Origin of the sequence: Vogesella indigofera (assembly GCF_003633895.1) — a bacterium.
GTDB lineage: Bacteria > Pseudomonadota > Gammaproteobacteria > Burkholderiales > Chromobacteriaceae > Vogesella > Vogesella indigofera.
In genome coordinates, this window is sequence record NZ_RBID01000013.1 from 46268 (window position 1) to 72792 (window position 26525).

The window sequence follows — 26525 nt, forward strand, 5'->3', positions numbered from 1 at the left end:
CATAATCTCGCAAAAATGACAAAAGGGCAAGTCAGATGACTTGCCCTTGCTTTACGTCATGAAATCTGCGGCCAACCTTGGCCGCACACTAACCAGCCATCACGCCCCCGCCACCTCACTCATCCCGCTATGCCGCAACAACGCATCAATCTGCGGATCGCGGCCGCGGAAGGCGCGGAACGACTCCAGCGCCGGGCGCGAACCACCCACCGCCAGGATCTCGTCCCAGAACTGGCGACCGACCTCCGGATTGGCGCCGCCGGCTTCCTCGAACGCGGCGTAGGCGTCGGCGGACAGCACTTCCGCCCACTTGTAGCTGTAGTAACCGGCGGCGTAACCGCCGCCGAAGATGTGGCTGAAGCTGTTGGGGAAGCGGTTGTAGGCCGGCGGACGGTTGACGGCGACTTCGTCGCGCACCGTTTCCAGCAGCGCCAGCCAGTCGACGGATTCCGGCTTGGCGTCGGTGTAGAGCAGCATGTCGAACAGCGAGAACTCCAGCTGGCGCACGGTCTGCATGCCGGACTGGAAGTTCTTCGCCGCCAGCATCTTGTCGTACAGCGCGCGCGGCAGCGGCTCGCCGGTCTCGGCGTGCGCGGTCATGCCCTGCAGCACGTCCCATTCCCAGCAGAAGTTTTCCATGAACTGGCTGGGCAGCTCGACCGCGTCCCACTCCACGCCGCTGATGCCGGATACGCCCAGTTCGTCGACGCGGGTGAGCAGGTGGTGCAGGCCGTGGCCGAATTCGTGGAACAGGGTGGTGACTTCGTCGTGGCTGAAGTAGGCCGGCTTGTCGCCCAGCGGTCGGGTGAAGTTGCACACCAGGTAGGCGACCGGGGTCTGCACCTGGCCGTTTTTCAGGCGGCGGCCGCGCACGTCGTCCATCCACGCGCCGGGGCGCTTGCCGTCGCGGGCGTACAGATCGAGATAGAAACCGCCCAGCAGCGCGCCGTCCTTGAAGATCTGGTAGTAGCGGGCGTCCTCGTGCCAGGTTTCGGCGTCCTTCTGCTCCACGGTAATGCCGTACAGCTTGTGCACCACGCTGAACAGGCCGGCCAGCACCTTGGGCTCGGGGAAGTACTGTTTCACTTCGTGCTCGGAGAAAGCGTAACGTGCAACGCGCAGTTTCTCGGCGGCGTAGGTGATGTCCCACGCCTGCAATGTGTCCAAGCCCAGCTCGTCGCGGGCGAAGGCTTCCAGCTCGGCGCGGTCCTGCTCGGCGTAGGGTTTGGCGCGGCGGGCGAGATCGCGCAGGAAGTCGATCACCTGCTGCGGGCTTTCCGCCATCTTGGTGTACAGCGACAGCTCGGCGTAGTTGGCAAAGCCCAGCAGCTGCGCCTCTTCTGCGGCCAGCTTGAGCTTTTCGCGGATCAGCGGGCCGTTGTCCTGCTCGGCAGGGCCGAATTCGGACGCGCGTTTGGCGTTGGCCTCGTACAGTTTTTCACGCAGGGCGCGGTTGTCGGCGTACTGCAGCACCGGGAACAAGAGCGGGAACTGCAGCCCCAGCTTGTATTTACCAGGCTGGCCGTCGGCCTCGGCCAGCGCCGCGTACATGGCGAGGGTGTCTTCCGGGATGCCGGCCAGCTCGGCCACGTCGTCGATGTACAGCGCGAAGCTGTCGGTGGCGTCCATCACGTTTTGCGAGAACTGGTTGGACAGCTCGGCGAGGCGGCTGGACAGTGCGGCGAAGCGCTGCTTGTCGGCCTCCGGCAGCTCGGCGCCGGACAGGCGGAAGTCGCGCAGGTCGTTGGCTATGATTTTCTTGCGCGCGGCGGAGGCGCCGGCGAACGCAGGGTTGGCCGCAACGGCCTTGAAGCGCGCGTACAGATCGAGGTTCTGCCCCAGTTCGGTGAAGAAGGCGGAGATGCGCGGGATCTCGGCGTTGTACGCGTCGCGCAGGCCGTCGGTATTGCCCATCACGCCGTTGAGGTGGCCAACCACGCCCCAGGCGCGCGAGATCTGCTCGGTAGCGTCGGACAGCGGCTCGGCCACGCTGTCCCAGTCGTCGCCGCCGGCGGCGATGACCTTGTCGATGGCGGTGCGGGCGTTGGCCAGCAGCACGTCCAGCGCCGGGGTGATGTGTTCGGGCTTGATCGCGGCAAAACGCGGCAGATCGCTAAAGTCCAGTAGCGGATTGGTGGTCATGTTTGGCATCCTGTAGGCAGTGCGCCGTGCTGTTGCCGGCGCGAATCTTTCTAGAGATAGGGACAAATCAGTGAATCGCAATATCCGCCCTTACGACGGCCATCAGCCGCAGATCGACGACTCCTGCTATATCGACCCCGCCGCGGTGGTGATCGGCGAGGTGGAACTTGCGGCCAACGTGTCGGTGTGGCCGTGCGCGGTGGTGCGCGGCGACGTGAACCGCATCACGATCGGCGAAGGCAGCAATGTGCAGGATTTTGCCATGCTGCACGTCAGCCACCGCAAGGAATCCGATCCGCTGGGCGCACCGCTCACCATCGGCAAGCATGTCACCATCGGCCACCACGTGACGCTGCACGGCTGCACCATCGGCAATGAAGTGCTGGTCGGCATCGGCAGCATCATCCTCGATCGCGCGGTGATCGAGGACCGCGTGCTGATCGGCGCCGGCAGTCTGGTGCCGCCGAACAAGCGGCTGGCGTCCGGCTACCTGTACCTGGGCAACCCGGTGAAGCAGGTACGGCCGCTGACCGAAGACGAGCTGGCCTACTTCAGGTATTCCGCCGAGCACTACCTGAAGGTGATGCAGAAGCACAGAGCCAATCTGTGACCAATTGTGGCGCGGCCGGCGGCAAATGCCGCGCCGCGTGCATTATTCATTACCAAGGCATAAAACATTTGTAATACTACAAGCATAAATAGCCAGTACCGAGCGCGCCATCCTTAACGGAGCCACAACGTGATGCCACAGCTTCTCCCCAAAAGCGGACAGTCATTACAAGTATGGCTGACGGTGCTGATCTCGGTGCTGGTACTGGCCACCGCGGCCGCGCTCGGCTTCTTCTACTACCGCGCGATGCAGAGCCAGCTGACGCTGGCGCAGCACAACCTGTTCCGCGCCACCAGCACCCTGATCACCAGCAATATTGAGCAGAGCGGCGCCGGTGCCGCCGCCACCACCAACCTGCTGGCGCACTCCGCGCTGGCGGAAACCTACAGCATGGAAGAGCGGGTACTGTACACCGGGCAGCTGGTGGCGGTGCTGCGCGGCAACCCGGCGCTGCAGGCGGTGTACATGGCCTACCCCAACGGCGACTTCTTCCTGCTGCGACGGCTGGACGACGCCGCACGCCAGGCGCTGCCGGATGCCGGCCCCAAGGCACGCTGGGCCAGGCAGCTGGTGCAGCAGCAGCCGGATGGCGTCGCCGAGCAGCGCTTCAGCTTCCTCGACGACGCGCTGAACAGCGTGCAGCCGGAGCTGGTGCTGCGCCGGGTGTACGATCCGCGGCAGCGGCCGTGGTACCAGCAGGCGGTGGCCAGCCACGGCGCCGCCGCCACCGAGCCGTACCGTTTCAGCACCACCGGCCTGATCGGCCTCACCTACGCACACCAGAACGGCGATGCCAGCGCGGTGGCCGGCGCCGACCTGCGCCTGCTGACGCTGGGCACCATCCTGCGCCAAAACCTGCCCAGCGCTGCCGCGCAGATGGCCATCGTCAACACCACGCACGACATCCTGGTCAGCACCCATACCGACGAACGCGACCCGCGCCCGGTCAAGCTCGGCGAGAGCACGCCGTCGGCACTGGCGACGCTGGGCACGCAATGGCACCCCGGCACCCCGCCACCGGCGGTGATCGAGTGGCAAGGCCAGCAATGGCACGTGGCGGTGTCGGCGCTGCCCGGCGGCAGCCACCAGCAGCTGGTGATGGTGATGCCGGAGCACGAGCTGTTCGCCGCCGGCCGCGCGGTGGCCGAGCGCGCGGCGTGGATTCCGCTGCTGATCCTGTTGCTGATGCTGCCGCTGGGCTGGCTGCTGTCGCGGCTGCTGAGCCAGCCGCTGCGGCAGCTGGTGGCCGCCTCCGGCCGCATCCAGTCGCTGGATTTTTCCGACAGCAGCCTGCCGCCCAGCCCGGTGCGCGAGCTGAACGAGCTGATGGCGGCGTCGGAGGCGATGAAGGTCACCATCCGCGATTTCATCGGCCTCAGCCGCGACATGGTCGCCGAGAACGCGCTGGAACAGCTGCTCGGCACCGTGCTGCAATCGACCATGCACGCGCTGCCGGCACAGCGCGGCGGGCTGTGGCTGATGGACGGTGCGCAGCTGGCGCCGTCCATCAGCCGCGACGAACACGAGCAGCCGCTGCAGCTGGGCAAGCTGCCGCTGGACGACGCGCTGCTGCTGGACACGCTGGCCGCCAGCGCGCCGCAGCAGATTGCGGCCAACCCGGCGCTGATCCCGGTGGAAATGCGCAGCCTGCTGGGCGAGGACACCCGCCAGCTGATCCTGCTGCCGCTGCGGCTGGAATCGCAGGAGCTGCTGGGCCTGTTGGTGCTGGCCAGCAGCGAGAGCATCGCCCACACCCAGAGCGGCCACCGCATCAACTACCTGCAGGCGCTGGTCGGCTTTGCCGCCATCGCCATCGACAACCGCCGCCTGGCCTCGGCGCTGCAGCAGCTGATGAACGCGCTGGTGGAGCTGATCGCCGGCGCCATCGACGCCAAGTCGCCGTACACCGGCGGCCACTGCCAGCGGGTGCCGGAGCTGGCGCAGGCGCTGGCCGAGGCAGCGCACCAGAGCCAGCAGGGGCCGTTTGCCGGCTTCCAGCTCAGCGCCGCCGACCGCGAGGCGCTGTACATCGCCAGCTGGCTGCACGACTGCGGCAAGGTCACCACCCCGGAGTACGTGGTCGACAAGGCCACCAAACTGGAAACGCTGTACGACCGCATCCACGAGATCCGCATGCGCTTCGAGCTGCTGAAACGCGACGCCGATGTCGCCTACTGGCAGGGCCTCGCCGCCGGCGAGGACGCCGCGCGGCTGAAAGAGCAGTGCCAGCAGCAAAAGGCGCAGCTGGACGACGACTTCGCCTTCGTCGCGCGCTGCAACCTGGGCGGCGAATTCATGGACGACGCCGATCTGGCGCGGCTGCAACAGATCGCCGGCCGCCGCTGGACGCGCACCCTGGACGATCGCCTCGGGCTGGGGCCGATGGAACAGGCACGGCTGGCCGGCATCGCCGCGCCGTCGCTGCCGGTCGAGGAAAACCTGCTCGCCGACAAGCCGGAACACCGCATCGCGCGCAGCGGCGCCGACACGTTGCCGGCCGACAAGCGCTGGGGCTTCAAGGTCAAGGTGCCGGAGCTGCTGTACCACAAGGGCGAGCTGACCAACCTGTCCGTCCGCCGCGGCACGCTGACCGAGGAAGAGCGCTACAAGATCAATGCCCACATCACCGAAACCATCAAGATGCTGCACGCGCTGCCCTTCCCCGCCCACCTCGCCCACGTGCCGGAGATCGCCGGCGGCCACCACGAGCGCATCGACGGCAAGGGCTACCCGCGCGGCCTGCACGGCCACGAGATGAGCGTGCTGGCGCGGGTGATGGCCATCGCCGACGTGTTCGAGGCGCTGACCGCCGCCGACCGCCCGTACAAGCCGGCCAAGCCGCTGTCGGAGGCGCTGCAGATCATGCGCAAGATGGCGGAGGACGGCCACCTCGACCCCGAGCTGTACCAGCTGTTCCTCGACAGCGGTATCTGGCGCCACTACGCAGGGCGCTATCTGGCCGCCGCCCAGGCCGACGTCGCCGACAGCCACGCCTACCGGCCGCGGCAAAGCCTGCATCAGCACTGAGCCGGCGTCACCAAAACGTCACCCGCAACGGTTAGGGTGCTACTGCGGCAACGCAGCAGGCGCCATGACGACCAAGTTAACACGTCATCTCCCGGTAATGTCGCCGCCCTACACTGTCGGCATCTTGAAGGGATGATTGAAAATGACGCTGGTAAAACGCCTGTGGCTAACCGTAGCCTTTACCCTTGGCTGCCTGATCGTGGTGATGCTGCTCAGCAGCCAGCAGCTGTTTTCGCTGCGCCACCAGTTTGCCGACTATCGCGAGCGGCAGCAGCTGTCCACCCACCTGCAGACGCTGAAGGCGGAGGTGCTGTCGCTGGCCCGCGCCGACCCGCTGCTGGAAGACACCGCGCCGCGGCTGGCGCGGGTGCAGCAGAACGTCGCCAAGCTGATTCCGGCGATCAGCCAGGCTCTGCCGCCGGCCAGCCGCCAGGCCTTCGCCGGCAAGGCGCAGGGCTACTGGCAGGAGTTTGCCAAGAACCTGCGCTCAGCGCTGACCATCGCCGAAACCGCGCCGGAAGACGCGCTGTCGATCCCGGAGCGCGCCTACAGCCTCAGCATCATGCCGCTGGTCAACCTGATCGACAGCACGCTGGATAACGAGCAGCGCCAGCTGGCCAGCGCCGAAAGCGCGATGGCGCAGGCGATGCTGCAACTGGTGCTGCTGGTACTGGGCCCGCTCGGCGTCGCCAGCGTGGCGGTGGTGCTGTCGCAGGTGCTGCTGGCACAGCGGCTGAAAAAGCAGATCGCCGCGATGCAGCACGCCGCCGACCTGCTCGGCGAAGGCCAGCTCAGCACCCGCCTGCCGGTCAGCGGCCGCGACGAGCTGTCGCAGGCCGCCGGCCACATCAACCGCTTCCTCGACAAGCTCAGCGAGCTGCTCGGCACCGTGCGCAGCAATGCCGCCGGCAGCGAGCGCGAGGCGCAGGACATTCTCGACCTCACCCACCACGTGATCGGCACCACCCGCCAGCAGGCGGAAACCGCCGAGCACAGCAACCACGCCGCCAACGCAGTGGCCAGCTCGGCCGAGGAAATCGTCAGCCACATCCGCCGCGCGCTGCAGGATGCCAACACCGCCACCGAGCGCACCGCCCACGCCCGCGAGCTGGCCGGCGACACCGCCGGCACGCTGCAGGCGCTGGCCGGCCGCATCCAGGGTGCGGTAGGCGAGACCGAACAGCTGAAGCACGCCATCGCCGACATCGCGCAGATCAGCAACATGATCCGCGACGTGGCAGAACAGACCAATCTGCTGGCGCTGAACGCGGCGATCGAGGCCGCGCGTGCCGGCGAGCACGGCCGCGGTTTTGCCGTGGTCGCCGACGAGGTACGCAAGCTGTCGGAGCGCACCTCCAGCGCCACCGCCGGCATCTTCGACACCCTGCTGCGCATCGAGGGCGCCACCAAGGCGCTGGCCGCCACGATGGACGCCGCACATCAGGCCAGCCACGGCAGCGTGGTGGCGCAGACCACGCTGGGCGAGGCGCTGCTGAGCATGGACAGCGCGCTGGTCACCATCAACCAGGTGCTGCGCGAGGTGGCGGAAGCCAGCCACCAGCAGAGCCAGGCCGGCGGCCACATCCGCAGCCGCGGCAGCGAGGTGTCGGCACTGGCCAGCGACATCTTCGGCAAGATGGAATCGCTGGCGCCGGCGATGGGACGCTGGCGCGAGGTGTCGGCGCAGATGAACCGCGATCTGGCCTGGTTCCGCATCGACAGCCAGACCGGCGCCGCGGTACCGTTCTCGGCCAACAAGCCGCGCTTCGAATCCCGCAACAGCGACGCGGCCTGAACCGGCATAGCCAGCAAACAAAAACGGCGCTCATCTGCATGAGCGCCGTTTTGCATCGCGGGCCGGCCTTGCGGCCAACCCTGGCGGGTGACTTACAGCACGGCCAGTGCCGCGTCGTAGTCCGGCTCGCTGCCGATCTCGGCCACCAGCTCGCTGTGCAGCACGGTGTCGTTCTCGTCCAGTACCACCACCGCGCGCGCGGTGAGGCCGGCCAGCGGGCCGGAGGCCAGCTTCACGCCATAGGCTTCGGCAAATTCAGCGTGGCGGAAGGTGGACAGGTTGGCAACGCCGTCGATGCCTTCAGCGCCGCAGAAGCGCTTCTGCGCGAACGGCAGGTCGGCGGAGATGCACAGCACCGCCACGCCGTCACGGTCGGCGGCCTTTTCGTTGAACTTGCGCACCGAGGTGGCGCAGGTCGGGGTATCCACCGACGGGAAAATATTGAGGATCTTCTTCTTGCCGGCGAAGGCGGCCAGGCCGACATCGGCCAGATCGCCATTGGTCAGGCTGAACGCCGGAGCCTTGTCGCCTTTGACCGGCAGGGCGCCGGCCACGTCTACAGCATTGCCACGCAGGGTAACGGTTGCCATCGGGTACTTCCTTTTCAAAAGAAGGGTGGGTGATCAGCTGAGTGTGGGGCATGTGCCGCAGAATTCAACCCTGTTGCCAACAAGGTTGGCCGCAATGGCCAGTGCCGTCAGCACGGCAAACAGGCCCTACTCGTGTTCCGGCAGCGACAGCCCCAGTTCGTCCAGCACCTCGCGCGCGGCGCGGAACGCTTCCACCGCCGCCGGCGCGCCGGCGTACACCGCGGTGTGCAGCAGGGTTTCGCGGATTTCCACCAGGCTGGCGCCGTTGTTGATGGCGCCGCGGATATGGCCTTTCAGCTCCTGGCTGCGCCCGAGCGCCGCCAGCATGGCGCAAGTCAGCAGGCTGCGCGTTTTCAGCTCCAGCCCGTCGCGCTGCCAGGTGCTGCCCCAGGCGTGCTCGTTGAGCCAGTCCTGCAGCGGGCGGTTGAAGCCGTCGAGACCGCTCATCGCGCGGCTGGCGAAAGCCTCGCCCATCACCTGCGTGCGCCGTGCCAGCCCGGCCTGTTTGTCCTGTTCGCTCATGGCGCTCTCCTTGGCTTGCGGAATTCAGGTGTGGCTGCGTGTCGCCAGCGTGACGCCGGCCAGGATCAGCGTGATGCCGGCCAGGTGGTATAGCTGCAGCGCTTCGCCGAGGAACAGCATCGACAGCAAGGCGCCAAAGCCGGGCATCAGGTGGATGAACATGCCGGCCCGCGCCGCGCCGACGCGCGCCACACCCAGATTATAGAAATAGTAGGCCGCCACCGACGGCAGGGTGCCGACGTAGGCAAAGGTGGCCAGCGTGGCGGCGTTCAGCGGCGTGTGGCGGCCGCCGGCCAGCTCCCAGGCAAACAGCGGCGCGATGCCGGCAAGGCCGATCGCCACCTGCAGCGTCAGCAGGCCGATGCGGTCCAGCGCCGGCGGCATGCCACGCAGCAGCAGCGTGTACAGCGCCCACGCCACCATCGCCAGGAACACCACCGCGTCGCCGCGGTTGATGTCGAGTGCGGCCAAGCGGTGCCAGTCGCCGTGCGCCACCACCAGCAGCACGCCGGCAAAGGAGATCGCCACCGCCAGCGCCTGGCGGCGCGCGATGGCCACGCCGAAGAACAGCGCACCGAACAGCACGATCAGGATCGGGATGAAGGAATTGAGCAGCACCGCATTGGTGGCGGCGGTGTACTGCAGCCCCCAGTAGGCCAGCGAATTGAAGCCGGTGACGCCGAGCAGCGCCAGGGCCAGCAGCCGACGCCAGTACGGCAGCCACAGCGCGCGCTGGCGCCACGCCGGCGCGGCGCCGAACGGCAGCAGCAGACACAGCGCGATGCTCCAGCGGGCAAAGGATAAGGTCATGGGCGCCACGCTGGCGTGCATCGCGCGCGCCAGCACGAAGTTGCCGGACCAGAACAGCGCGGTCAGCGTCAGCAGCAGATAGGCCAGCCGCGGCGAGGGGAATGGTTTCGTCATAGCCTGCTACCTTGCCACGTTGGCCGCAAGCCTGACAAGCCGCGCCACGGCAACAGACTGTTCATGAAAAAAAGCCGGGGCGTTGCCCCGGCCAGTCCCCTTCCCCAGGAGTACTTCTGCAATCGTCAGGCGCGCTGCACCTGCAGCTGGCGCACGGCAAAGCGTTGCGGTGTCAGCGAACCCAACAGCATGCCCAGCGCGCTGAGCAGCAGGCCGGCCAGCTGCGGCGGCCAGAACGCGGCGTCGCTATAGCTCAGCTCCAGCGGAATCCAGCTGCCGACACCGAGCAGGATCGCCAGCAGCGCGCCCTGCGTGGTGGCCCGTTTCCAGAACAGGCCGGCGGCCAGCGGCACCACCGCCGACACCAGCGTCACCTTGTAGGCATTGCCCACCATCTCGTAGATGGAGGCATCGGAATACAGCGCGAACAGCGTGGTGCCAAACGCGCACACCAGGATGGCGGCACGGGTGGCCAGCAGGAACTCGCGGTCGCTCATCTTCGGGCGGAACTGCTTGAAGATGTTCTCGACGAAGATCACCGATGGCGCCAGCAGGGTGCCGGACGCGGTGGACATGATCGCCGACAGCAGCGCGCCGAAGAACATCACCTGCGCGAACAGCGGCGTTTCCTCCAGGATCATGCGCGGCAGGATCATCTGCGCGTCCTCGGCCAGCCAGTGCTGCACCAGCTCCGGCTTGATCATCGACGCGGCGTAAATCAGGAAGATCGGCAGCATGCAGAACACCAGGTAGAACACGCCGCCGACCAGGGTGGCGCGCACCGCGATCTTCTCGCTCTTGGCCGACATCACACGCTGGAACACGTCCTGCTGCGGGATGGAGCCCAGCATCATGGTCACCGCCGCGCCGATGAAGGCGACGATGTCGCGCGGCTCGGTGCTGGTGATGAAGGTGAACTTGCCGTCGCTGGCGGCCTTGGCGATCACCTTGTCGGCGCCGCCGGCCATGCCGCTGAACAGCACCACCAGGTAGATCAGGCCGCCGGCGATGATGGTCATCTGGAAGAAGTCGGTCAGCGCCACCGACCACATGCCGCCGAACAGGGTGTACACCAGCACGATGGCGGAGCCGATCAGCATGCCCTGCGTGGTGCTGATGCTGCCGTCGGACAGCACGTTGAACACCACCCCCAGCGCGGTCAGCTGCGCCGCGATCCAGCCCAGGTAGGACAGCATGATGGCGATACTGGTGATCACCTCCACCGTCGAGCCGTAGCGCTGGCGGAAGAAATCGCCCATGGTCAGCAGGTTGAGGCGGTACAGCGGACGGGCGAAGAAGATGCCGACCAGCATCAGGCAGCCGAAGGAGCCGAACGGGTCCTCGATGATGCCGGCAAAGCCTTCCTCGATGAAGGTGGACGGAATGCCCAGCACCGCCTCGGAACCGAACCAGGTGGCAAACACCATCGCCGCCACGATGTGGAACGGCATGCTGCGGCCGCCGGCGGCGAAATCCTTCGCGTTGTGCACGCGGGTTGAGGCATAGAGGCCGATACCGACAGTAACGGCCAGATACAGAACGACGAACCAGACGAGCATTACTTCCGTCTCCTTAATCCTTGGTAGTGTTGTCAGAATGATGATCCCGCCCTGCGCAGCGCGTGCGGCACCGGCCCGGACCTCACCTTTGTTGTGCGGGCATTATAGCCAGCACACCCCGTAAATGAGCAATTTTTTAAACACTTCGCCACAACAAAAAACAAAACCCCGACACCATCGCGGTATCGGGGTTTTGTGTCTCGCCGGCGGTGCCCGCCAGAAAAATCCAGTTATTTCATCGAGTTATAGCTAGATAGTGGCACACAAAAGCAGGCATGGCGCCAGCACCATGCACGGCACTGGCTGTGGCCTATTGTGCCTCAATCATGCGTTTTACTGTCGTCAATTATGTTAAACAATGACAAGGTCAAATTGCGAGCTTGCTTAATGTCGCCTGTGTCGCCGTCACGCTGAAACGCTGCGTCTGGCCATCGAGCAGCACCTCGCCGCAGGCCAGCTGCGGATCGTGGGTGAAGAACAGGCGGCCGCCGGCTGCGGCCAAGCTTTGCAGCAGCGCGCGCTTCTCGTCGATCAGCAGCTCCGGAAAGCGGTCGTAGCCCATGGTGATCGGCACGTGCACCCACGCCGCGCCGGGAATCAGGTCGGCAGCAAACAGCAGCGGCCCGCCCGGCAGCGGGATTTCCGCCAGCAGCATGCCGGGGGTGTGGCCGTTGGAGATGTGGAAGCGCCAGTCCGGCGGCAGGCAGGCCGGCGTCGCGTCATCGACCAGCACCAGCCGGCCGCTGGCCTCCAAGAGCGCGATCAGCTCCGGCACGAACGAGGCCTTGTCGCGCGGATGCGGATTCAGCGCCCGCTGCCACGCCTCGCGCCCGACCACAAACTGCGCGTTGGGAAACAGCAGCCGCGCCGGGCCGCCGTCCCACGCCGCCAGCAGGCCGCCGGCGTGGTCGAAGTGCAGGTGCGACAGCACCACCACGTCGATGTCGGCATCGCTCAGCCCCTGCGCCGCCAGAGCGTCCAGCAGCACGTGCTCCGCCTCCACCACGCCGTAGCGCTCGCGCAGCTTCGGTGCGAAAAAGGCGCCGATACCGGTTTCCAGCAGGATGCGGCGGCCGTCGCCCTCTTCCACCAGCAGGCAGCGGCAGGCCAGCGCCACGCGGTTGGCCGCATCCGGCGCCAGCCAGCCGGCCCACACCGCGCGCGGCGCGTTGCCGAACATCGCGCCGCCGTCGAGTTGTTGTGAATTGCCGAGCAGGGAAGTCAGTGTACGCATCGCGGCAGGCTCCTGAAGTGTAGGATCGGTGGCAAAAGCGCATTATCGAGCAAGTGCTTGGTTTTGTCATGCCGCCGGCCATTAGCCGGCGACGCAAGCGATGGCATAGAATCGCTTACCCAACTTGCCGCCGCCCCATCGCCACCATGCGCAAAATCGTGATCGCCCCGGATTCATTCAAGGAAAGCCTGTCGGCGCGCGAAGTCGCCACCCTCATCGCCCGCGGCCTGGCGCCACTGCTGCCGCACACCGAGCTGCTGCGGCTGCCGGTCGCCGACGGCGGCGAAGGCACGCTGGACGCGCTGCTCGACGCCACGGCAGGCCAGCGCATCCGCCAGCGCGTCACCGGCCCGCAGCACACGCTGCTGTTCGCCAACTGGGGCCTGCTCGGCGACGGCCGTGGCGCCGTTATCGAGATGGCCAGTGCCAGCGGCCTGGAGCACGTGCCGCGCCATCAGCGCAATCCGCTGCACAGCAGCAGCTACGGCACCGGTGAGCTGATCCGCAGCGCGCTGGATCACGGCGCGCGCCACATCATCCTGGCGCTGGGCGGCTCCGCCACCAACGACGGCGGCGCCGGCATGCTCGCTGCGCTCGGCGTACGCTGGCTGGATGACTGCGGCCAACCTTTGCCGCCCGGCGGCGCCGCGCTGGCGCAGCTGGCCCACATCGACAGCAGCGCGCTGGACCCGCGGCTGGCCGAGTGCCGCTTCGACATCGCCTGCGATGTCGACAATCCGCTGTGCGGCCCGCACGGCGCCTCCGCCATCTTCGGCCCGCAAAAAGGCGCCGATGCCGCGATGGTGGCGCAGCTGGAGCAGGCACTGGCGCACTACGGCCGGCTGCTGGAACGACACACTGGCCAGGTCATCGCCACGGTGCCCGGCGCCGGTGCCGCTGGCGGCATGGGCGCGGCGGCGCTGGCGTTCTTCCCCTGTCAGCTGCGCCGCGGCATCGACATCGTGCTCGACTGCGTCGGGCTGGACGCGGCGCTGGCCGGCGCCGACCTGGTCATCACTGGCGAAGGCCGCCTCGACGGCCAGACGATCTTCGGCAAGACCCCGATCGGCGTCGCGCGCCGCGCCAAGCAGCACGGCCTGTCGGTGATCGCCATCGGTGGCAGCCTCGGCGACGGTGTCGAGGCGGTACACCAGCACGGCATCGACGCGGTGTTCGCCTGCGTGCAGCAGATCACCACCCTCGACGACGCGCTGGAACACGCCGCGGCCAACCTGGAACGCTGCGCGCGCAATATCGGCGCACTGCTGGCGCTGCAGGCCGCACCGCGCCGCTAACCGCGCCAAGCCGGCGGTGGCCGGCAAGGGGCTGGTCCCGGCCACGCCCCGCCTGCCCCGCCGCCAGCGCCCGCCGGGCACACAAAAAAAAACAGCCCGCCAATGGCGGGCTGTTTTGCGTGCTGCAGGCTGGTCAACGCTTACTTGATCAGCTTTTCCACCTTGTCGGCACGGTCGCCCGGTGCCGGGTGGCTGGCCAGCACGCTGCCTTCGTTGCCGAACAGCGCGGCCAGCTTGCGCAGTGCCGCCGGCGCGCCCTGCAGGTTGTAGTTGTGGCGCTTCAGGAACTCCACCGCGTAGGCATCGGCATCGCTTTCCTGCGATTGCGAGAACTGCGCGTGCACGATCTGCTCGGCAAAATCACCCAGTTCCGATTCCGACAGCGAGGCGGCCACCGCATTACCGCTACCAGCCGCCGCCTTGCGTGCCGCGGACGCGGCGTAGGCGACCTGGATCGCCTTCTTGGTGTGGCCCAGCTTCACGTGGCCGATTTCATGGCCGATCACGTAGCGCACTTCGTCGTCGGTCATCTTGTCCAGCAGGCCGCTGTACACGCGCACGGTACCGTCGGCCATGGCGAAGGCGTTCACTTCCTTGCTCTGGTACACCTTGAAGTTCAGCTGCAGGCCATCTTCATTGCCCAGCCCTTTCACGATCTTGTTCAGGCGTGTGCCGTAGGCGCTGCCGGCGGCGGCGACCTTGTTCTGCTTGTCCATCGACTTGCTGGCATCGGCGGCCATCGCCTTCACTTCGCCATCGCTGAGCGTAGCGGACTTCACCAGGTCGGTACCGGCGCTGAGCACGGAGTTGAGGTTGAACGCCTGCGCCGGAGCGGCCAGACACGCCGCGAGGGCGGCAACGAGAGCGAGCTGTTTCATGTGCGGAATCATCGTGGGTAGCAAAGCGCGGCATTCTATTGGAATAAATCACTCATGTCCATGGCATGGTTCGACCAGGGTCACCAGCGACCAGCAGCACCGGCCACAGCGTGAAACAGGGTTGGCCGCAAACCATCCTGGCTTGCGGCCAACCCTTGCCCTCTCCTGCACAGCGGCGCATGCCGCTGCCGGTACTTACTGTGGCACGCCGTCCTGGCCGTAGCGCGGCGAGCGCGGGCCATACAGCACACCGTTGGGGTGCGCACTCAACAGGCGCTGGCTGGCGATGCCGGCGTAAACGTGGCCCTTCTCGGTCAGCGAGTTGGCGATCTGGTTGATCACCGCCGACACCAGCATGCCGACCAGGCCGCCACTGTTGTTTTGCTGCTCGGCACTGGACGCGCTGGCGCGGCCATCCCACAGCAACTGCCCCGTTTTCAGATCCACCAGCTTGGCCTCGGCCACCACCGTGACGTCACTGCTGAGCACGGTATAGGTCACGCCGTAACGCTTGACGTCGACATACAGCGCGGCATCGGCGCCGAAGATCTCGTGCAGCTTGGCCGGCGGCACCGCCTGCATGTCGCCGGGAGCCGTCAGGCCATTCTGGCGGAAGGTTTCATCCACCACCGCCACCGGAAACACGTAGTAACCGGATTCGGCCAGCGGCGCGCTCATCTGCGCCAGCATGCTGTAGGTGGCCTTCACGTCCGGCGAGCTGTTGAGCGGCGGCAGGATCAGCACCGACTTGGGGCGACTTTGCTTGTAGGCGGTGTAGTCATAAGGCTTCTGGGTAGCGCAGCCACTGGCCAGCAGCACCACGCCCACCGCGGCAAGCAGGCCTCTCATCCATGAAAAACGCATTGCGATCCCTTACTTTTTGAATTTGCGCAGCAGGAAGTCCATAAAGGACGACGATTCCGGGAACAGCGCTTTTTCGGTCTCGAACTGCTGTTTCACCTGGTCCTCCTTCCCCGCCTTGCTATACAGCAGGCCAAGATGGGCGTGGTAGCCAGGCGGCAACGCCTCCCCCTTGGCTCGTGCCTGCTGGATATTCTCTTCCAGCGCGGCAATCTGCGCCTGCTCGCCGGCACCATCGCCCTTGAAGTATTCGTAAACCTGCGGCTGGTAAGGCCCCCAGTGGTACAGCGGCTTGGGCTGGTTGGCACATCCGCTCATGACCGCCGCCAGCAGCAAGCCGGCGCCGATGCTCATGCCTCGCGATAACATCATCATTGTGTTTACCTGACAGGGTTAGGGCGCCGGTTGCCATGCACCGGAGTGGATGCCGGCGACCAGATTGTTCACCGCTTCCCGCACCGCCAGATCCAGCACCTTGCCGTTCAGGGTGGAGTCGTAGCTGGCGGTACCGCCAAAACCGATGATCTCGCGATTGGACAGGCTGTACTCACCGGCCCCCTGTGCCGAGTACACCACTTCAGAAGTCTGCACCTTGACGATGTTCAGGTTGACCTTGGCGTAGGCGATCTGCTGCTTGCCGCGCCCGAGGATGCCGAACAGCTGATGGTCGCCCACTTCCTTGCGCCCGAACTCGGTGACATCGCCGGTGACCACGAAATCGGCACCCTTGATGGCCTGTGCCTGTTTCTTGAAGCCCGCTTCCTGGCCGATCTCGGTCATATTGTCGCGATCCAGCACATTGAAACGGCCGGTCTGCTGCAAATGGGTAATCAGGATGGTCTTGGCCTGGCCGCCCAGACGATCAACACCGTCGGAGAAGATGCCGCGCATATAGCTGGAGCGGTTATCGAACTTGCCGACCGAAATCAGGCTGCGCTGTCCCTGGTAAGTCGTGCCGGCGGTGGCGACCTTGGCCACCTCCAGACTGCGCGAACTCTCGGTGGCACAACCCGTTGTCGCCGCCAGCAGCGCCAGCAGGGAAAGGGAAAGTAACGGTTTCTTCATCGGATGCTCCGGCCTCAACATGATCACCTCGTCACCGCCGGCTTCGGCGCCATGGCGACCCCACCACGCAATGACGAGTATTTAATAAAATTTATAAATATAGCCATATATCATCACACGATCCGATGGCCCTCTCCAAGCAAAAAATGACGATCGGGCAGCTTGTCCGGTCTGCCCCGCGGTCATTCTCGGCCACCTTGGCCGCAAAAAACCCCGGTCACCGGAACCGGGGTTGTATACATCAGGTTTCCGCCTCCAGCCTTCGCCGCGTCTGCAGGATCGCCGGCGCCCACTGCTCGCCGGGGCGTTTCTTGCGCGTGGCCAGCGTCAGCCCGGACGGCGCGAAGATGTTGATGTTGTGGGTATTGGGCGTGGTGATCAGGTACTGCGCCTCGGTGGCCTTGAGGAAGCCGGCGACGCGGTCGATGTTGAAGATGTCCAGATGCGCGAACGGCTCGTCGATGAACACGAAGCCGGACGGGTTGGCCTCGTCCATCATCAGCCCGATCAGCAGGATCAGCGATTTCATCACCTGCTGGCCGCCGGAGGCCTCACCGTCGTTCATGCCCATCATGCCCTTCTGGTCGAAGTTGAACTTCAGCGTGAGGCCAGCCTGTGCCAGCGCGGTGTCGTCGTTGGACAGCAGCGGCAGCTCGACCTCGACGCCGATGCCGGCCAGCTCGCCCAGGCGCTTGATGTTGCTGCCGTAGGCGCGCACCGTGGCGCGCAGCTTGCCCAGATAGGCCTCGCGCGCGTCGGTGGTCAGGCCGGCGGCGCGTTCCACCTCCGCCTGGCGACGCTGGCATTCACGCGCCAGCGCGCTCAGGTCTTCCTGCAGCTTGTCCTTCAGCTGCAGCACCGCGTCGTCGCACTCCCAGTCGCCGGCGGCCAGCTTTTCTTCCAGATAGTGGATTTCGTGGCGCACGTCGGCGGCGGTTTCGAATTCCTCGGTCAGCTGCGCGACGTAGGCGGCATCCTGCGCCGCGGCCGGCAGGCGGCTCTGGCTGTCGCGCAACTCGGCCAGCAGGCGGCGCAGGGTGCGGCGCGCCTGCTCCGCTTCCAGCCGGCGCGCCACCTGACGGTTCAGGCTGTCCTGTTCGCGCTGGCAGACGCGATCGTGCGCCAGCCGCGCGTCGCTGTGCCGGCTTTCGGCGTCGCGGCAGGCGCTGTCGGCGTCGGCCAGCGCGGCGCCGTGTTCGGCGACGCTGGCCTGCAGCGTGGCCAGCTGCGCCTCCAGCGCGGCGAATTCGTCGGCGCGGCTGGCCAGCTGGGCGATGGAATCCATGCCCGACAGGTAGTCGGCCAGCGCGGCGATGTCGCGGCTGGCGGCCACCAGCTGCTCTTCGCCGGCGATGATGCGCTGGTTCAGCGCCGTCAGCGTGGCGCGCAGGTCCAGCAGCCGCGACTGGCGCGCCGCCTCGCCAAAGGCGAAGTCGCGCTGCGGCACGCCGATGTGGCGCGCGCCGCGGCGTTCGCGGAAATAGCCTTCCGGCGTGATCCAGTCGCCGTCTTCCTTCGCGCCTGCCGCCACGTCGGCGACGCGGCTGACGCGGTTCATCTGCTGGTACAGCCACTCCGGCGCCGGCTCGGCAAAGCGCACCACTTCCAGCAGGCTGCCGCTGCGTGCACGCGGCGCGGCCGCGGTATCCGGCACCACGAAGTGGCGGTAGCGCAGCTTGTCGCCCAGCTGCCAGGCGGCGCGGCGGTCGCCGGCATCGGCCAGCAGCACCACGTGGCGATAGGGCTTGAGCAACGCCTCGACCGCGCCCTGCCACGCGGCATCGGTCACCTCGACGATATCGCACAGCATGCTGTGCGCGATGCCGGCCTCGTCCAGCGCGGCGCGGAAGTGGCGCACGTCGTCCGGCGCGCGCGGCTTGCCGCTTTCCAGCGCCGCCAGTTCGGCGCCGTGCTCGTCGCGCTCGCGTTTGGCGGCGCGCAGGCTGTCGCGCAGGGTGTCGGCATCGTGGCGCAGTGCGGCCAACCTTTGCGTCAGCGTGGCGGCGTCGTCACCGTATTGCTGGCCGGCCAGCGCCTGCAGCCGGTCGCGCTCCTTGAGCTGGCTTTGCACGTCGCGCAGCGCGTCGCGGGCGTGCATGAAGGCCTGCTGCGCGTGGTGGCGCTCGCTGTCGGCCTGGGCGCGGGCTGCCTGCGCCTCGCTCTCGGCGCGACGCAGCGTGGCCATCAGCTGCAAGGTGGCGCGGTGGTCGGCACTGACGTTCAGGTAATCGTGCTGCACGCGGCGGTAATCGCCCCATTGCCGGGTGATGGCGCTGCGGCCGTCGATCAGGCCCAGCACCGGCAAGGCCTCGTCGCGCAGGCGGGTGACGCGCTTGTGCAGGCCGGTCCATTCCAGATAGCGGTTGGCGCGCGTCTTCATCGCCTCGACGCGCACTTCCAGCGCCTCCTGCTGCTGCGACAGCGCGTTCAGCTCGGCCTCGGCGGCGCGCTGCTCGTCACGCGCGTGCTGGTAGTTGTCGAGCACGTCCTTGTCGCCGAACACCTGGAACACCAAGTCCAGCAGCTGCTTGGGCGTGTATTCGGTGAGCTTGTCGGTGTCGCCCTGCTCCAGCGCCAGCACCTCGCCGACGGCGGCGGTGAGGCCGGCCGCTTCCAGGCGGCGACGGTATTCCTGCACCCCCAGCCACGCCAGTGCCGGATCGGCCACCGCGCTGTCCAGCGCCACGTCGCCCTCGGCGATGGCGTAGTGGCGCACCCAGTCGCCGCCCTGTTTCTTGATGCGGCACAGCAGGGTGACCTCCTCGCTTAGCAGCGGGAAGAACGGCGTCGGGTACAGCCCGCCGTTCAGGCGGCGCGGATTGGCGACCACGCCCTTGAGAAAGGCGAACGGCTCGCGGTTGTTGCGCACGTAGCGCTTGTAGTCGCGCTTGCCGGAGCACTTGATCGCCAGCAGCGTGCGCAGCGCGTCCAGCAGCGTGGTCTTGCCGGAGCCGTTGGGGCCGATGATGGTGACGATCTGCGCGTCCAGCGGCACGGTCAGCCGCTGCCAGAAGTCCCAGTGCACCATTTCTACCGATTTCATCTGGAACATCAGGCGTTCTCCACTTGGCTGTTGTCGGTTGCGGCGGCCGGCGCGCTCGCGGCGGCCTCCTGCAGCAAGGCCTGGCGGCGGCCGAGCACGTCCGCCAGCGCGCCTTCGATGATGCGCGGCGCCAGCGCGGCGTAGTCGATCATCAGGTCCAGCATCGGCCCTTCTTCCAGCCACTTGTTGCGGCGGTTGAGGAAGCCGAGGTTGACCAGGCGGCCAAGGTTGGCCGCAAAGCGGGTGCGGCCGCCGAGCTGCTTGCCGAAGTCGGCGTACAGCGCGTCCTCGGAGATGCCGACCGATACCGTGTCGCCGGTTTCCAGCGGCTTTTGCGCGCCGAACATGTCGTGCTGGCCCTCGCGGCCGGCCTCGACGCGGCTGATCTGGCGTTCGCGCTTGGGCAGGATGATCAGCGCCCACACGATCACCAGCAGCGCCACACCATCGCGCGGCAGGCCCAGATTGTTGTTCAGCCACGCTTCGCCCGAGCCGAACACCGGCTCGGTCATCGCCGGCAGCAGCGCCACCGCGATGTGTTCGGCGTAGGGGTTTTCCACCAGGCGCAGGCCGACCGCGGCCAAGCGCTGATCCAGCTCGGCGCGGAAGGCGTCGTCCAGCAGCGCGCGGCGCGCCAGCGCGTCGCTGCGCGGGATCACGCGGTGCGCCAGCAGGCGCGACACCAGTACGGTGAGGGATTGTTCCATCATGATGTTGAGTCTCGGGATGTCGGGATCACGGTCAGCTGCGCGTCGGACAGGCTGGCCACCTCGGGGTGGTCCAGCGCCAGCACGGCAGCGCCACCGGAAAGCGCCAGCGGCAGCTTGGCCAGCGCGGCAATCACGCCACGGTCGCTGCGGCTTTCCGGGTCGCCCAGCAGCGACAGCAGCGACAGGCGGTAGGCGGTTTCGTTGTAGCTGGCGGCCAGTACCGCGTCGGCAATCGGCACGCCGTCCGCCGGCGCCAGCTGCAGCGCCGCCAGCGTGGCGTACAGCGCTTCGGCCTCCAGCAGGCGTTCGGCCTCGACCGCGTCGGCGGTTTCGGCGCTGGCCGCCGCCGGCAGCGCATGGTCGTGCTCGCGCGCGCGCTCGCGGCCGAGCAGCTCGTACTCGGCGACATCGGCCAGCTCCGGCGTGGTCAGGAAGGCCGGCTCGACGTTGGCCGCGATCACGCCATCGGCCAGCCCCGCCAGCCGGGCCAGGCCCTGATGGCGCAGCCAGTCGGCGATGTCGGTGGAAGTCAGCCCGGAGCTGCCCAGATGCACGCGCTGCGCCGCCAGCTGCGCCAGCCGGCGCTCGAAGGTGCCGGCCAGCGCCAGCATGCGGCTTTGCGCCAGCGCGATCGCCTGCGCCTGGCTCAGCGTGGTCAGGCTCAGCCGCTCGTCACAGGTCAGGCCGCGCACCACGTCGGTGGATTTCGCCACCCAGCGCCACACCGACTCCAGCCGATGCTGCGCGGCGCGGATGCGGAATTCGGACTGCGACTCCAGCGCATCGGCAAACTCGGCGTGCAGCTCGTTGAGGCGCGCCAGCAGATGCTGCAGCGCCTCGTCCGACACCTGCCCCACCGCCTGCCCCGCCGCCACCTGGCTGGCGAGATAGCCCAACTCGACGTCGTCGCCGGCAAAGTCGATCAGTGTCGCCAGCGCCGACAGCGCCACGCGTGCCGCCTCGGACAGCGCGTAATGGCCGCCATCGCTGTCGTAGACCAGCAGCTCGCCCTCGCGCAGGCGGCCGAGAATGGTGTTCAGCTTGGTGTCGTTGAGATAGGCGAAGCGCTGCGCGATGTCCTGCGGCGTCCAGTACGGCGCCTCGGCACGGCTGCCCAGCTCGCGCAGCACCAGGAGCCGCATCAGCACCTCCTCGTCACCGCCGCGAAACAGCGTGACGAAAACCGCCAGATACGGCCACGCCGCCGACAACCGGTTCAGCGCCGGCAGCGCGTCCGGGCTCAGCCCGGGGCGGAAAAAATCGGAAAGGGAATCCAAGACAAGCATCCAGCGGCGTTAAACAGCCGTGGATTGTCGGAGCGGACAGGCTGATCCGTCAATGCCGGCGGGGTGATCGGTACGGCCGGGGTAGCTCGGGGTGGCGTATCGCAAGCCGGCATGGCTTGCGGCCAACGTTGAGGCGGTAACCGTTTTCTGTTTTTGGCCACGAAACCCACGAAAAAATACAAAAGTAAAAACAAATGATGGGCAGCAAACCATTTCAAACGCCAGCCAGTTCGTAAGTCGGGTTAGCGGAGCGTAACCCGACACGGCTTGCGGCCAACGTTATGGCGATAACCGGTTTTGATGTTTGGCCACGGAAGCACACGGAAAGACACGGACAAGGGCAAAGGCTATTTGGACCACGAAAAGCAAGAAAACAAAACCGGAAACAGAACCGACCGAAAAACTTGTCGGGTTACGCTGCGCTAACCCGACCTACGACTAACTCGACCTACGATAATTGGACAAGCAATACCGTCAGTCAAAACCGAACCGATGCACCCCATCCCGTGGGCGCAAGCCGTGCAAACTGTTGCCAGCCCGGAAGCAAGCCGCCCTCTTTTGAGCGCAGCGGATGGGCGGCGCCGGGATGGCGGCGGTTTGCACGGGAATTCTTGCGCCTTCGGGAGAGCGGGGATTGGAAAGGGGGATGCGGCATCCCCCTTCCCCGCCGCCGCGCGGCAAGCGGCAAATAAAAACCATCCGCGCAGCGGATACCCAAGACAAAACAAGGTTGGCCGCAAACCCGTTACAGTTTGCGGCCAACCCTAGTCATTAATTCGCGGTAAACGTTGGGCTTCGCTACGCTCAACCCAACCTACAGTACTACGACCTACCTGAACACCACGCCTCACAAAAACCAGAACCGCACCGACGCCCCCCCATTCCCGTTGGCGCAAGCCGTGCAAATTGTCGTCAGCCCGGAAACAAGCCGCCCTCTTTTGAGCGCAGCGTATGGGCGGCGCCGGGATGGCGGCAGTTTGCACGGGAATTCTTGCGCCGTCGGGTCGCCTTTTCTTTGGCTACTTTCTTTTGGCGAAGCAAAAGAAAGTAGCCCGCCACCGCGCGGCAAGCGGCAGATAAAAAACATCCGCACAGCGGATACCCCAGACAAAAACAAGGTTGGCCGCAAACCCATCACGGCTTGCGGCCAACCTTGGTCATTAATTCGCGGTAAACGTTGGGCTTCGCTACGCTCAACCCAACCTACAGTACTTAGTGCGTTCCCCCATCGTACTGCCGCAACAGCATCAAAACCTCCGCGTGCTGATACAAATCAGCATAGCGCACCGCATCCTGAATATGATCGGCAGTAGGACGTAGCTTCAATAGCTGGCTCACGCGCAGCGCGTCACCCTGGCGTGCCGCATCTTTCAACGCGTTGGCCAAATCATCGCCAATCAAGCCGCGCACTGCCGCCGGCAGATCCGCTACCGGCACCAGCGCCCCTCCGCAGTGCTTGCACTTCACCGCGTCATTCCGCACCAGTTCCTTACAGTCCGGGCAGCGCACATGCGTATCTGGATGCGGCGCCTCCACATCCCTTTTCAGCGATGGCAGCACCACCACAAATATCACCCCGATCCAGCCCAGCAGCCACCACCAGCCAGAACGACCACGACTTTTCGCCGCCAGATATGCCAGTACGCACCCCGCAAGCGTGAAAAAGAAAAACTCCACAATCACCTCTCATAATCTTTTGCTGTAACAGGCAAAGCCGTAAGCTGTGACTGTAAAGCACCGCCCTGCAAAACCCACTTATCATACCACCGCCAAAATGACAAAAGGGCAAGCCATCCGGCTTGCCCTTTCTCACTACAGCTTGCGGCCAACCTCGGCCGCAGCAGCTGATTACTCAGCGCTATCCGCACCCGCATCCGCAGCCGGCGCATCTTCCGCCACCAGCGTCTGGATCGCGGCCACTGGTGCGGCACCGGCCGCGGCAGCGCGGGCCAGCTTGGCGGCGCGTTCGGCTTCTTCCGCTTCCAGGCGCGCCTTCTTCTCGGCGGCGCGCAGCACGTCGAGGTATTCCTTGATCGCGAATACCAGCTCGCGGGTGCCTTCGCCGGTCAGGCCGGAGATCACGAAGTGGCGCGGCGCGGTCATGTCGAAGCCGAAGCGGTCGTCGGCCTGCGCCTTCGGCCAGCCGTAGGCTTCGAGGAAGGCGGACACGGTCAGCTCGCGCTCGTCTTCCGGCAGCATGTCGACCTTGTTCAGCACCAGCCAGCGCGGCTTGTTGTACAGCGCTTCGTCGTACTTGCGCAGTTCCTCGACGATGGCGCGGGCCTCGCGCACCGGATCGACGTCCGGATCGAACGGCGCGATGTCGACCAGATGCAGCAGGATGCCGGTACGCGACAGGTGCTTGAGGAAGCGGTGGCCGAGGCCGGCGCCTTCCGCCGCGCCTTCGATCAGGCCGGGGATGTCGGCGATGACGAAGCTGGAGGTGTCGTCCATGCGCACCACACCCAGGTTCGGGTGCAGGGTGGTGAACGGGTAGTCGGCCACTTTCGGCTTGGCGGCGGAGACCGCGCGGATGAAGGTGGATTTGCCGGCGTTGGGCATGCCCAGCAGGCCGACGTCGGCCAGTACCTTCAGCTCCAGGCGCAGGTTGTAAATCTCGCCTTCTTCGCCGCGGGTGAACTGGCGCGGCGCGCGGTTGAGCGAGCTCTTGAAGTGGATGTTGCCGAGGCCGCCCTTGCCGCCCTTGGCCAGCACCAGTTCCTGACCGTGGAAGGTGAGGTCGGCCAGCAGGTTGCCGCTGTCGGTGTCGAAGATCTGGGTGCCGACCGGCATGCGCAGGTAGATGTCGTCGCCGCCCTTGCCGTAGCAGTCGGCGCCGCGGCCATTCTCGCCGTTGACGGCAAGGTATTTCTTCACGAAGCGGTATTCGACCAGGGTGTTGATGTTTTCATCCGCCACCGCGATCACGTCGCCGCCACGGCCGCCGTCGCCGCCGTCCGGGCCGCCACGCGGTACAAATTTTTCACGGCGGAAGCTGCAGCAACCATTGCCGCCCTTGCCGGAGCGCACTTCAATGCGGGCTTCGTCGATAAATTTCATGAAACTCTCCTAAATGCTTGCGAGGAGTCAGGCGCAAACGGCCGCCGGCTGCCCAAGGTTGGCCGCAGCCCCTTGCGCCTCACACCTCGTGTGGCCAATACGATAATCGGACAAACAAAAAAGCCCTATCGTGCGATAGGGCTTTTTCCGGTGGCTACAGAATTACTCTGCGTCAACACCAGTGTACGGAACAACGCTAACGGTCTTGCGCTGGGCAGCGCCTTTAACCGCGAAGTTCACGTAGCCGTCAACCTTGGCGAACAGGGTGTGATCCTTGCCCATGCCAACGTTTTCACCAGCGTGGAAACGGGTGCCACGCTGACGGATGATGATGGAACCAGCCGGGATCAGCTCGCCGCCGTAGGCTTTGGTGCCCAGACGTTTGGCTTCGGAATCACGACCGTTGCGGGAACTACCGCCTGCTTTTTTGTGTGCCATGTCTATTTATCCCTTACTTGGAAATCGCATCGATGCGGATTTCGGTGTAGTTCTGACGATGACCCTGATGCTTCTGGTAGTGCTTACGACGACGCATCTTGAAGATGCGGATCTTGTCGCCACGACCATGAGCAACCACGGTTGCCTGGACAGTTGCGCCAGCTACCAGAGGCGCGCCTACGGAAACTTGCTCACCGTCAGCAATCATCAGCACTTCTTCAAGTACGATCTGGCTGTCGACGTCTGCAGGTATCTGTTCTACTTTAAGTTTTTCGCCAACGGAAACTTTGTACTGTTTACCGCCAGTTTTTACGACCGCATACATTCGTATAGCTCCTAATATTCTTTCTTGCGCGCAGTGTGCGCGAAGAACGCGAAAATATACGCAAGTGCCTGATAGATGTCAATATTTTTGTCGACACTGCGTGGCAAACGTGTTTGCCATGGCAACACAGCGGCCTTGTCTGCTAATATCGCGCGGTTTTCCCGACCATTTGAACCGGTAGCAATGTCCTCCACTCCGCTGTTTCGCACGCTGACCGCCGACGATATGCAAGCTGTCGACCAGGTCATCCGCACGCGCCTGCATTCCGACGTCGTCCTGATCCGCCAGGTAGCGGAATACATCATTTCTGCCGGTGGCAAGCGTCTGCGCCCGGTGCTGACGCTGCTGGCCGGCCGTGCCATGGGTTACGGCGAGCCGTATCTGCACGAGCTGGCGGCGATGGTGGAGTTCATCCACACCGCGACCCTGCTGCACGACGACGTGGTCGACGAATCCGACATGCGCCGCGGCCGCCAGACCGCCAACGCGATGTTCGGCAATGCCGCCAGCGTGCTGGTCGGTGATTTCCTGTACACCCGCGCCTTCCAGATGATGGTCGCCAGCAACAATATGCGCATCCTGGAAGTGATGGCCGGCGCCACCAACATCATCGCCGAGGGCGAGGTGCTGCAACTGCTGAACATCGGCGACACCAGCCTCACCGAAGAACAGTATCTGTTGGTGATCCAGTACAAGACCGCCAAGCTGTTCGAGGCCGCCACCCGCGTCGGCGCCATCATGGCCGGCGCCAGCGCCGAGCAGGAACAGGCACTGGCCGACTACGGCATGCACCTGGGTACCGCGTTCCAGATCATCGACGACGTGCTGGACTACAGCGGCGACGCCGGCACCATCGGCAAGAGCGTCGGCGACGACCTGGCCGAGGGCAAGGTCACCCTGCCATTGATCTACACCATGCGCCAGGGCAGCGAACAGGCCGCCACCACCGTGCGCGAGGCACTGGAAGCCGCCAGCCGCGAGCGTTTCAGCGAAGTGATGGCTGCGGTACAATCCTGCGGCGCGCTGGACTATGCGCGCGGCGAGGCGGAAAAAGCCGCCGAACGCGCCATCGCGGTGCTGGCCCCGCTGCCGGACAGCGACTACAAGACCGCGCTGGCCGAGCTGGCGCGACTGTCGGTACGCCGCGACGCCTGACCCCCG

At 65.8% G+C, this 26525-nt stretch carries 22 protein-coding genes; 5 read left to right on the plus strand and 17 right to left on the minus strand.

Annotated elements, in window-relative coordinates:
• Nucleotides 1–99 precede the first annotated feature (99 nt).
• A complete protein-coding gene (locus C8E02_RS06360) occupies nt 100–2142 on the minus strand; it encodes a M3 family metallopeptidase (protein WP_120810144.1) in 2043 nt (680 codons plus the stop codon).
• A gap of 70 nt (nt 2143–2212) precedes the next feature.
• On the opposite strand from C8E02_RS06360, the gene C8E02_RS06365 reads away from it, so the two are divergent.
• From C8E02_RS06365 to C8E02_RS06375, 3 genes are all read left to right on the plus strand, one after another.
• Nucleotides 2213–2752, plus strand: coding sequence for a gamma carbonic anhydrase family protein (locus C8E02_RS06365; RefSeq protein WP_120810145.1), 540 nt, complete (start codon nt 2213–2215; stop codon nt 2750–2752).
• 132 nt (nt 2753–2884) lie between these two features.
• Nucleotides 2885–5779 carry an HD domain-containing phosphohydrolase gene (locus tag C8E02_RS17615; protein ID WP_147424466.1) on the plus strand — a complete coding sequence of 965 codons (2895 nt, stop codon included), beginning with the start codon at nt 2885–2887 and terminating at the stop codon, nt 5777–5779.
• Between the two features lie 142 nt (nt 5780–5921).
• Nucleotides 5922–7574, plus strand: a complete 1653-nt coding sequence (locus tag C8E02_RS06375; RefSeq protein ID WP_120810147.1) for a methyl-accepting chemotaxis protein — start codon at nt 5922–5924, stop codon at nt 7572–7574.
• A 92-nt stretch (nt 7575–7666) separates the two neighbouring features.
• Here the strand turns inward: C8E02_RS06375 and tpx are convergent, their stop codons facing one another.
• The 5 genes from tpx to C8E02_RS06400 form a co-directional block, all read right to left on the minus strand.
• The gene (tpx, locus tag C8E02_RS06380) at nt 7667–8164 is read right to left on the minus strand and encodes a thiol peroxidase (protein WP_120810148.1); all 498 of its coding nucleotides are present in this window, start codon (nt 8162–8164) and stop codon (nt 7667–7669) included.
• A 126-nt stretch (nt 8165–8290) separates the two neighbouring features.
• The gene (locus tag C8E02_RS06385) at nt 8291–8686 is read right to left on the minus strand and encodes a carboxymuconolactone decarboxylase family protein (RefSeq protein WP_120810149.1); all 396 of its coding nucleotides are present in this window, start codon (nt 8684–8686) and stop codon (nt 8291–8293) included.
• A 24-nt stretch (nt 8687–8710) separates the two neighbouring features.
• Nucleotides 8711–9610: a DMT family transporter gene (locus tag C8E02_RS06390; RefSeq protein ID WP_047966587.1), complete on the minus strand. Its 900-nt coding sequence runs from the start codon at nt 9608–9610 to the stop codon at nt 8711–8713.
• 125 nt (nt 9611–9735) lie between these two features.
• On the minus strand, nt 9736–11169 hold the full coding sequence (locus tag C8E02_RS06395; protein WP_120810150.1) for a high affinity choline transporter 1: 1434 nt from the start codon (nt 11167–11169) through the stop codon (nt 9736–9738).
• A 367-nt stretch (nt 11170–11536) separates the two neighbouring features.
• Nucleotides 11537–12403, minus strand: a complete 867-nt coding sequence (locus C8E02_RS06400; RefSeq protein WP_047966589.1) for an MBL fold metallo-hydrolase — start codon at nt 12401–12403, stop codon at nt 11537–11539.
• Between the two features lie 146 nt (nt 12404–12549).
• Here C8E02_RS06400 and C8E02_RS06405 point away from each other — a divergent pair, with 146 nt between their 5' ends.
• Nucleotides 12550–13698 carry a glycerate kinase gene (locus C8E02_RS06405; protein ID WP_120810151.1) on the plus strand — a complete coding sequence of 383 codons (1149 nt, stop codon included), beginning with the start codon at nt 12550–12552 and terminating at the stop codon, nt 13696–13698.
• Between the two features lie 140 nt (nt 13699–13838).
• Here the strand turns inward: C8E02_RS06405 and C8E02_RS06410 are convergent, their stop codons facing one another.
• From C8E02_RS06410 to rplU, 11 genes are all read right to left on the minus strand, one after another.
• Nucleotides 13839–14576, minus strand: a complete 738-nt coding sequence (locus C8E02_RS06410; protein ID WP_120810386.1) for a M48 family metallopeptidase — start codon at nt 14574–14576, stop codon at nt 13839–13841.
• Between the two features lie 195 nt (nt 14577–14771).
• On the minus strand, nt 14772–15425 hold the full coding sequence (locus tag C8E02_RS06415; protein WP_211329187.1) for a DUF799 domain-containing protein: 654 nt from the start codon (nt 15423–15425) through the stop codon (nt 14772–14774).
• Between the two features lie 24 nt (nt 15426–15449).
• Complete coding sequence (locus C8E02_RS06420) at nt 15450–15812, minus strand: DUF4810 domain-containing protein (RefSeq protein ID WP_202902715.1); 363 nt, start codon at nt 15810–15812, stop codon at nt 15450–15452.
• 18 nt (nt 15813–15830) lie between these two features.
• Entirely contained in the window at nt 15831–16502 is a 672-nt protein-coding gene (locus C8E02_RS06425; RefSeq protein ID WP_047966592.1) for a CsgG/HfaB family protein, read from the minus strand.
• A gap of 241 nt (nt 16503–16743) precedes the next feature.
• Entirely contained in the window at nt 16744–19554 is a 2811-nt protein-coding gene (locus C8E02_RS06430; RefSeq protein WP_120810153.1) for an AAA family ATPase, read from the minus strand.
• Nucleotides 19554–20255, minus strand: coding sequence for a hypothetical protein (locus C8E02_RS06435; protein WP_245961087.1), 702 nt, complete (start codon nt 20253–20255; stop codon nt 19554–19556). Before C8E02_RS06435 ends, C8E02_RS06430 begins: the two co-directional genes overlap by 1 nt.
• Entirely contained in the window at nt 20252–21541 is a 1290-nt protein-coding gene (locus C8E02_RS06440) for a hypothetical protein (protein ID WP_120810154.1), read from the minus strand. Before C8E02_RS06440 ends, C8E02_RS06435 begins: the two co-directional genes overlap by 4 nt.
• Before the next feature lie 1212 nt (nt 21542–22753).
• The gene (locus C8E02_RS06445; protein WP_120810155.1) at nt 22754–23224 is read right to left on the minus strand and encodes a zinc ribbon domain-containing protein; all 471 of its coding nucleotides are present in this window, start codon (nt 23222–23224) and stop codon (nt 22754–22756) included.
• Nucleotides 23225–23389: 165 nt separating this feature from the next.
• Nucleotides 23390–24601, minus strand: coding sequence for a GTPase ObgE (gene obgE, locus C8E02_RS06450; RefSeq protein WP_120810156.1), 1212 nt, complete (start codon nt 24599–24601; stop codon nt 23390–23392).
• Nucleotides 24602–24763: 162 nt separating this feature from the next.
• Nucleotides 24764–25039 (minus strand): 50S ribosomal protein L27, encoded by a 276-nt coding sequence (gene rpmA / locus C8E02_RS06455; RefSeq protein WP_047966597.1) that lies wholly within the window; start codon nt 25037–25039, stop codon nt 24764–24766.
• Between the two features lie 13 nt (nt 25040–25052).
• A complete protein-coding gene (rplU, locus tag C8E02_RS06460; RefSeq protein WP_082133678.1) occupies nt 25053–25364 on the minus strand; it encodes a 50S ribosomal protein L21 in 312 nt (103 codons plus the stop codon).
• A gap of 183 nt (nt 25365–25547) precedes the next feature.
• Here rplU and ispB point away from each other — a divergent pair, with 183 nt between their 5' ends.
• Nucleotides 25548–26519, plus strand: coding sequence for an octaprenyl diphosphate synthase (ispB, locus tag C8E02_RS06465; protein WP_120810157.1), 972 nt, complete (start codon nt 25548–25550; stop codon nt 26517–26519).
• Nucleotides 26520–26525: the final 6 nt, after the last annotated feature.

Bases quoted from the DNA above. Each gene is read 5' to 3' on its own strand.
- C8E02_RS06425 (WP_047966592.1), bottom strand. From the start codon at position 16,502: ATGAAGAAACCGTTACTTTCCCTTTCCCTGCTGGCGCTGCTGGCGGCG.
- C8E02_RS06440 (WP_120810154.1), bottom strand. From the start codon at position 21,541: ATGCTTGTCTTGGATTCCCTTTCCGATTTTTTCCGCCCCGGGCTGAGC.
- C8E02_RS06395 (WP_120810150.1), bottom strand. From the start codon at position 11,169: ATGCTCGTCTGGTTCGTCGTTCTGTATCTGGCCGTTACTGTCGGTATC.
- C8E02_RS06415 (WP_211329187.1), bottom strand. From the start codon at position 15,425: ATGAGAGGCCTGCTTGCCGCGGTGGGCGTGGTGCTGCTGGCCAGTGGC.
- ispB (WP_120810157.1), top strand. From the start codon at position 25,548: ATGTCCTCCACTCCGCTGTTTCGCACGCTGACCGCCGACGATATGCAA.
- C8E02_RS06375 (WP_120810147.1), top strand. From the start codon at position 5,922: ATGACGCTGGTAAAACGCCTGTGGCTAACCGTAGCCTTTACCCTTGGC.
- C8E02_RS06430 (WP_120810153.1), bottom strand. From the start codon at position 19,554: ATGTTCCAGATGAAATCGGTAGAAATGGTGCACTGGGACTTCTGGCAG.
- C8E02_RS06390 (WP_047966587.1), bottom strand. From the start codon at position 9,610: ATGACGAAACCATTCCCCTCGCCGCGGCTGGCCTATCTGCTGCTGACG.
- C8E02_RS06435 (WP_245961087.1), bottom strand. From the start codon at position 20,255: ATGATGGAACAATCCCTCACCGTACTGGTGTCGCGCCTGCTGGCGCAC.
- rplU (WP_082133678.1), bottom strand. From the start codon at position 25,364: ATGTATGCGGTCGTAAAAACTGGCGGTAAACAGTACAAAGTTTCCGTT.
- C8E02_RS06405 (WP_120810151.1), top strand. From the start codon at position 12,550: ATGCGCAAAATCGTGATCGCCCCGGATTCATTCAAGGAAAGCCTGTCG.
- C8E02_RS06400 (WP_047966589.1), bottom strand. From the start codon at position 12,403: ATGCGTACACTGACTTCCCTGCTCGGCAATTCACAACAACTCGACGGC.
- C8E02_RS06410 (WP_120810386.1), bottom strand. From the start codon at position 14,576: ATGAAACAGCTCGCTCTCGTTGCCGCCCTCGCGGCGTGTCTGGCCGCT.
- obgE (WP_120810156.1), bottom strand. From the start codon at position 24,601: ATGAAATTTATCGACGAAGCCCGCATTGAAGTGCGCTCCGGCAAGGGC.
- C8E02_RS06420 (WP_202902715.1), bottom strand. From the start codon at position 15,812: ATGATGATGTTATCGCGAGGCATGAGCATCGGCGCCGGCTTGCTGCTG.
- C8E02_RS17615 (WP_147424466.1), top strand. From the start codon at position 2,885: ATGCCACAGCTTCTCCCCAAAAGCGGACAGTCATTACAAGTATGGCTG.
- rpmA (WP_047966597.1), bottom strand. From the start codon at position 25,039: ATGGCACACAAAAAAGCAGGCGGTAGTTCCCGCAACGGTCGTGATTCC.
- tpx (WP_120810148.1), bottom strand. From the start codon at position 8,164: ATGGCAACCGTTACCCTGCGTGGCAATGCTGTAGACGTGGCCGGCGCC.
- C8E02_RS06385 (WP_120810149.1), bottom strand. From the start codon at position 8,686: ATGAGCGAACAGGACAAACAGGCCGGGCTGGCACGGCGCACGCAGGTG.
- C8E02_RS06360 (WP_120810144.1), bottom strand. From the start codon at position 2,142: ATGACCACCAATCCGCTACTGGACTTTAGCGATCTGCCGCGTTTTGCC.